Source organism: Bradyrhizobium genomosp. III (genome assembly GCF_000261705.1).
Taxonomy (GTDB): Bacteria; Pseudomonadota; Alphaproteobacteria; order Rhizobiales; family Xanthobacteraceae; genus Bradyrhizobium; species Bradyrhizobium ottawaense.
Map to the genome: position 1 here is coordinate 36,388 of NZ_AJQF01000321.1, position 6,163 is coordinate 42,550.

At 65.7% G+C, this 6,163-nt stretch carries 6 protein-coding genes and 1 pseudogene; 4 read left to right on the forward strand and 3 right to left on the reverse strand.

Annotation, left to right across the window (positions count from 1 at the left end; genetic code table 11):
* Genes IC66_RS0126280 through IC66_RS0126290 form a run of 3 tightly spaced genes read left to right on the forward strand, consistent with a single transcriptional unit; the run spans position 1 to position 3,075 of the window.
* On the forward strand, positions 1 to 849 hold the full coding sequence (locus IC66_RS0126280; protein ID WP_028143774.1) for an N-acyl homoserine lactonase family protein: 849 nt from the start codon (positions 1 to 3) through the stop codon (positions 847 to 849).
* A gap of 21 nt (positions 850 to 870) precedes the next feature.
* Positions 871 to 2,445 carry an isochorismatase family protein gene (locus tag IC66_RS0126285; protein WP_038949664.1) on the forward strand — a complete coding sequence of 525 codons (1,575 nt, stop codon included), beginning with the start codon at positions 871 to 873 and terminating at the stop codon, positions 2,443 to 2,445.
* A gap of 3 nt (positions 2,446 to 2,448) precedes the next feature.
* Positions 2,449 to 3,075 (forward strand): FMN-dependent NADH-azoreductase, encoded by a 627-nt coding sequence (locus IC66_RS0126290; protein WP_038949665.1) that lies wholly within the window; start codon positions 2,449 to 2,451, stop codon positions 3,073 to 3,075.
* Positions 3,076 to 3,096: 21 nt separating this feature from the next.
* Here the strand turns inward: IC66_RS0126290 and ubiV are convergent, their stop codons facing one another.
* The 3 genes from ubiV to ubiT are packed head-to-tail and all read right to left on the reverse strand — an operon-like array spanning position 3,097 to position 5,513.
* Complete coding sequence (gene ubiV / locus IC66_RS0126295) at positions 3,097 to 4,029, reverse strand: ubiquinone anaerobic biosynthesis protein UbiV (protein ID WP_038949666.1); 933 nt, start codon at positions 4,027 to 4,029, stop codon at positions 3,097 to 3,099.
* Between the two features lie 27 nt (positions 4,030 to 4,056).
* Entirely contained in the window at positions 4,057 to 5,034 is a 978-nt protein-coding gene (gene ubiU / locus IC66_RS0126300; protein WP_038949667.1) for a ubiquinone anaerobic biosynthesis protein UbiU, read from the reverse strand.
* Positions 5,034 to 5,513, reverse strand: a complete 480-nt coding sequence (ubiT, locus tag IC66_RS0126305; protein WP_244429168.1) for a ubiquinone anaerobic biosynthesis accessory factor UbiT — start codon at positions 5,511 to 5,513, stop codon at positions 5,034 to 5,036. The genes ubiU and ubiT overlap by 1 nt, the downstream gene beginning before the upstream one ends.
* A gap of 166 nt (positions 5,514 to 5,679) precedes the next feature.
* Between ubiT and IC66_RS0126310 the strand changes: the two are divergent.
* Positions 5,680 to 6,163 (forward strand): annotated as a pseudogene (locus tag IC66_RS0126310) (UbiD family decarboxylase domain-containing protein); the annotation flags it as partial.

A 6,163-nucleotide genomic window follows, 5' to 3' on the forward strand; every position in this document is an offset into this window, starting at 1 on the left:
ATGGCGCTGGAGATCAAGATCCTGGACTATGGCGATATCGAGCTGGAATCGAGCTTTCTGGTTCTCGGCCGCGACTGCGGTCGCACCCGCCGCGTCCTCACCCTCGGTTTCCTGATCCTCGGGGGGAAATATCCGGTCGTGGTCGACACCGGCTACCGCTCCAACCAGATCATGGAGACGCTGGGCATGCGGGGCTTGCAGTACCACGAGAACATGATCGAGAACCAGCTCGCGCGCCACGGCGTGCGCATGGGCGACGTCCGCTTCGTCTGCCACACCCATCTGCACATCGACCATGCCGGCAAGGACGATCTGTTCCCGATGAACACGACTGTCGTGCTCAACCGCAAGGAACTCGAATATTCCGTCTCCGGCCTGATGCATCCGCAATATCCGGCGCCCGACATCAAGCACCTGATCGACCGGCTGCACACCAAGAGCGCGCTGCGCTTCCTCGACCTCGAGATCACCGGCCCGGTCGAGCTGATGCCCGGCGTCTATTGCGACGCGGCCAATGCGCATACGGAGGGCTCGATGAACGTCATCGTCGAGACGGCCGACGGGATTGCGACCATCTGCGGCGACGTGATCTACGATTTCAATGACCAGATCGTGACGCCCTTCAACGAGATCCACGATTGGGAGCCGCGCACGACGGGCAACCACGGCACCAGCAAGCGGGCGGAGAAGGCTTCGATCAAGAAGCTGCTGAGCAATTCGCGCTATCTGCTGCCGGTGCACGACCGCCCGGCCAAGATCGAAGGCGGCAACGTCGTCGGGCGCCTGCACGATCAGGTCCCCGGACCGATCGTCCAGTCCTTGCCCGCACGCAACTGGTTCCCGGCTTGAGATGATCTTGGGGATCGACCGATGACGCACGTCACCTTGCGAAGCGAATTCGAAACTTTGATCGACCCCTATGCGCCGGTCGCGCAGGTCGGCACCGGCTTTGACTTCACGGAGGGACCGATCTGGCATCCGGTCGATCACTATCTGCTGTTCTCGGACATGCCGGGTGACGTGCGCCGGCGCTGGGATGCGCGGCGCGGCGTGGCCGAGGTCAAGCGTCCCTCGAACAAGTGCAACGGCATGACCTATGATGCCGAGCTCAATCTGATCGTCTGCGAGCACGCGACCTCGTCGCTGATCCGCGAACGGCCGGACGGGCGGCGCGAGGTGCTGGCTTCGCATTTCCAGGGCCAGGAGCTGAACAGCCCGAACGACCTCTGCGTGCACTCCTCCGGCGCGATCTATTTCTCCGACCCCTGGTACGGCCGCATGCCGGTCTATGGCGTCGAGCGGCCGCGCGAGCTCGGCTTCCAGGGCGTCTATCGCCTCGTGCCCGGCGGCGAACCGAAGCTCGTGGTCGAGCGCAATCTGTTCGACCAGCCGAACGGCCTGTGCTTCTCGCCGGACGAGAAGCTGCTCTATGTCAACGACACCGTGCAGGCGCTGATCCGCGTCTTCGACGTCAACGCCGACGGCTCGCTGTCGAATGCGCGGGTGTTCGCAAGCGGCATCCGCTCCGAGCTCGAAGCCGGCCTGCCCGACGGCATGAAGTGCGATCAGCACGGCAATATCTGGGTCACCGCGCCCGGCGGCGTCTGGGTCTATTCGCCGCGCGGCGAGCTGCTCGGCAAGGTCCGCGCGCCCGAGATGGTCGCCAACCTCGCCTGGGGCGGGCCGGATTTCCGCACGCTGTATCTGACCTCGACACATTCGGTCTATGCCATTCCGACCAAGGTCGGTCCGCGGCACGAGCCCTATATGGCCGGCCGGCGAAGCGGCGGCGGCCAGGCGGCAAGCGCCTCGCCGGCGGCGCCTATCCTCGCTGACGGCGACATGCGGCTTGATCCGCAGCGATGCGCGATGATCATCCAGGATTTGCAGAACGACGTCATCATGGACGGCGGCGCGTTCGCCGAGTCCGGCGCTCCCGGTCATGCGAAACAGCAACATGTCGTCGAGAATGTCCGCCGTCTCGCGGAGACCGCGCGGGCCCGCGGCGTCGCCATCATCCACGTCTGGTTCGTCGTCGAGCCGGGTGCGCCGGGTGTCACGCTGAACGCACCGCTGTTCGAAGGCCTCGTCGACAGCAAGGCGATGGTGCGTGGAAGCTGGGGCGCGGCGCCCGTCTCCGGCCTCGAGCCCCGGCCCGGCGATTTCGTCGTCGAGAAGATGCGGATGAGCGCGTGGGAGGGCACGCGGCTGGAGACAATCCTCAAGGCGACCGGGCGCGACATGATCATCAACACCGGTGCATGGACCAACATGTCGGTCGAGCACACCGCCCGCACCGGGGCAGACAAGGGCTACTTCATGATCGTCCCCGAAGATTGCTGCTCGACCATGAACGCCGACTGGCACAATGCGTCGATTAACTTTGCCATGCAGAACGTGGCGATCGTCACGAGGGCGGATGCCGTCATCAGGGCGTTGGGATGAGCGGTGGCAAAGCTCCTGCACCTGTCCTGCTCGCCCCGCGCCGACTCCTTCTCAGGTGCCGGCGCGCGCGTCTTTCTTGACGGCTTTCGCCAGGCCCGGCCGGACTGGGACCTCGATGTCCTGGACCTCTGGCGGGAGCGGATGCCGGAATTCTCAGGGCCCATCGCCGAGGCCAAATATGCACGGATGAACGGGCAAGCCTTCAACGACGCGCAACGCGACAGCTTTGCCGAGGCCGAGCGAATGGCGCTGCGGTTTTCGTTGGCCGATCGCGTGCTGATCTCGACGCCGATGTGGAACTTCAGCATTCCCTACAAGCTCAAGCAGTGGTTCGACATCATCGTCCAGCCCGGGCTGACGTTCCGGTTCGACCCGTCACAGGGTTATCTCCCACTGCTCAAGGACCGGCCGACGCTGGTGATTCTCGCCAGCGGCAGCGACTTCGCCACCGGCATGAACCGCGGCCGCATCGACATGGCAACGCCTTACCTGCGCGACATCCTGCGCTTCATCGGTATCGATAATGTCCGCTTCGTGCCGATCGGGCCAACCACGGGACCGCAACAGCCGATCGAGGCCGCGCGGGACAGGGCCCATCGACGGCTGGCCGCAATGGCCGCGACTTTCTGAGCGCTCGGAGCGTCGCCCCGTTTAGCGAGTCCCGATCTGCGCCGCGCCTTGCGCATCCCCTGATCGGGCCTGACGGTAGACGTGCCCCGGCTCGGCCCACAGGAAGCCATTCGAGAACGGCACGCCCGGATAGGCCGCGGCAAGCCGGCGATTTCCACCCTCGACATCGTCGCGACCGTCCAGCACGTCGCGAAAGGTCCTGGCGACGACGACCATGTCACAATCCTGCGGCGACAGGCGCAGTGATCCGACGTTGCTCTCGTGCAAGAGGCCGGCCTCACCCAGCAGATTGGCGCAGGTGTGCGACAGCGTCTGCACGCCGTTGATGGTCAGGAAGTCCTGCTGCTCCAGCGTGTTCAAGAGGAGTCCATCCGGGTCCTTCTCACAGACGAAACGGCAATTGTCCTTGGTGAGCTTGTGAAGGCGCGCATGATAGCACCGCGCGGAGATGGCCAGCGGCACCCGGCCGAACGCGAACACTTCGATCGTGGCGTCGGGAACAGCCTTCGCGATCGTGGCCACCGAGGCCAGCGGCAATTCCGGCGGCAGGCAGATGCGCCTCGCCCCGCGTGCGGCGTGAAAGGCCGCGCTCGCCTCGTTGTAGATGTTGACGAACGGACCGATGGCGTGCGGCCGGCCTGCAAGCGCCCTGAGACAGGTCAGATCGTTGACCTCGACCACGGCGCCCTCGACCGCCGCGAGCTCTTCAGTCTGGCGGCGCTCGCGCCGCAGCGAGACCAGGATCAGCGAGCCCAGCAGCACCTGCTTGCCGGCGCTTTGCAGCCGTTCGACCACGGCCGGGATGTGATCTGCGAAGAACGGCGAGCGCTTCGAGCAGACGATCTCGCCGACGGACACGACGTCAACCGGCGCTTCATCGGCGATCCGGAAATAGAAGTCGCGCCAGCGTTCCGGCGCCCAATTGTACAGAACTGGACCGAGGCTGAGTTGCATCTTTCGGATCTCACATCGTCGAACGGATTAGCGCCAGGTCTTGCGATAGGCGCCAACCGTCGAGGCCTGACCTTCGGTGAACGGCTTCAGGCTCGCGATGTCGGCCTCGCTGCCGGTCTCGAGCGCGGCGAGCGCCTGGCGGAAGTGGCGCACCACGCTCTCGACATAGGCACGGCCGCGCTGGCGGCCCTCGATCTTGAGCGCGGTCACGCCGGCATCGCGCATGCCTTTGAGCAGCGCCGTGGCGTCCAGGCTGACCGGGTCCTCGAAAATATAGCCGGCGCCCTGGGAGGTCGAGAAGCGGCCCTTGCACAGCGTCGGATAGCCCGCGGGCTCGCTCACGGCGAACCGGTTGATGGCGAAGCCGCCGAGACTGGACTTCGTCCCCTCCGCAGTCTGTTCGTAGGTCACATGGCTCGGCGGCGAACAGACGCCCTGCATGTTCGGCGACTTGCCGGTCGCATAGGACGACAGCGAGCAGCGCCCTTCGGCCATGACGCAGAGGCCGCCGAACACGAAGACCTCGGTCTCGCAGGCCGACTCCCGGGTGATCTCGGCGATCTCAGGCACGCTCAGGACACGCGGCAGCACGACGCGCCGCGCCCCGAAAGTCTCGGCGTAGAAGGCGATGGCATCGGGATTGGCGGCCGCAGCCTGAACCGAGACGTGCAGACGCTGGTTGGGATGGCGCCTTGCCGCATAGTCCATCAATCCGATATCCGCGAGGATCAGCGCATCGGCCCCCGCACTCGCCGCATCGTCCACCGCGCGATGCCAGATGTCGACGGCGGAGGCGCGCGGAAAGGTGTTGATGGCCACCAGGATCTTCGCGCCGCGGCCATGCGCCAGCGCGATCCCCTTGCGCAGCTCGTCGCGGCTGAAGTTCAGCCCCGGAAAATTGCGCGCGTTGGTCTCGTCGTTGAAGCCGCAATAGATCGCATCGGCGCCGGCATCGATGGCGCTCTTCAACGCCGCCGGCGTGCCGGCAGGACAGATCAGCTCCATCATCTCGATTGCTCGCCATGGCCTGAGGAGCCGATCACGCGGCCACGGGCGGCTTCGAAGGCGCGCCTCGCTGGCGCGCCCAGCGGGCCAAACAGCGAGGACAGCTCTTCGGCCAGATCGAGCTGGGCGTCGTCGATCGCATTGCGCAGCGCCAGCACTGCCTCGACATCGCCCTCGACCACGAGCTCGCGCGAGAACATCAGGGCATCGCCATCGACCTTGCCTTCGAGCAGCGCCAGCAGATTGGCGAGCGAGGCTGAGATCCGCGCATCCAGACCTCGCGGCAAGTCGCGCACCACGGACAGGCGCGGCGGCCTGGCCTCGACCACGAAGGCGAACGGCAGATCGATCGGCTTGATACCGAACCGCGCGCGCGCGTGATCACCGAGCCGGTCGAATATTGCGGGGTTGCGCCGGTGGATCCCCTGCAGGACGCCGGCGAGAACGAGCTGCAGCGGCAGCAGAGGCAGGGGACGCATGGCCAATGCGACAAGGGGCGGAATCGTCGGCAACGGGCCGGGCGATGCGGCGGACGGATCATTCATGGCCCCACATCTGGACGGATTGCAAGCCGCTGTATTTGAGCGGGAACAATGAAGACCGAAAACAACCCGGCTAGCTCTGATTTTTTGGGAGCTCGTCCAGTTGCAACGTGATGTGCCGCGCTTTCGCGACCTGTCCGACTTCCTGCGCTTCATCGAAAGCCGGGGGCAGTTGCGACGCATTCGCGAGAAGGTCTCCGTCGTCCACGAGATCACGGAAATCCACCGGCGTGTGCTTGAGGCACACGGACCGGCATTATTGTTCGAGCAGCCCGTCAGGGCCGATGGCAACGCGTCGGAGATGCCGCTCCTCACCAACCTGTTTGGAACGGTCGAGCGGATCGCGTGGGGCATGGGCATCACGCCCGACCGTCTCGGAGAGCTCGGCGCGCTGATGGCCGAGCTCCGCGCGCCGCGACCACCGCACGGCATCAGGGATGCTTTCGAGAAGATCCCGCTTGCGCGCGCTGCGCTGGCGACGCGCCCGCGCACACGCCCGGCGGCCCCGGTGCAGGACTGCGTCGCGATGGGGCCCGACGTCGATCTTGCAAGATTGCCGGTCCAGATCTGCTGGCCCGGCGAGCCGG

Excerpts from the sequence above, each read along its gene's own strand:
- IC66_RS0126280 (WP_028143774.1), top strand. The coding sequence starts at position 1 with ATGGCGCTGGAGATCAAGATCCTGGACTATGGCGATATCGAGCTGGAA.
- IC66_RS0126285 (WP_038949664.1), top strand. The coding sequence starts at position 871 with ATGACGCACGTCACCTTGCGAAGCGAATTCGAAACTTTGATCGACCCC.
- ubiV (WP_038949666.1), bottom strand. The coding sequence starts at position 4,029 with ATGCAACTCAGCCTCGGTCCAGTTCTGTACAATTGGGCGCCGGAACGC.
- ubiU (WP_038949667.1), bottom strand. The coding sequence starts at position 5,034 with ATGGAGCTGATCTGTCCTGCCGGCACGCCGGCGGCGTTGAAGAGCGCC.
- ubiT (WP_244429168.1), bottom strand. The coding sequence starts at position 5,513 with ATGCGTCCCCTGCCTCTGCTGCCGCTGCAGCTCGTTCTCGCCGGCGTC.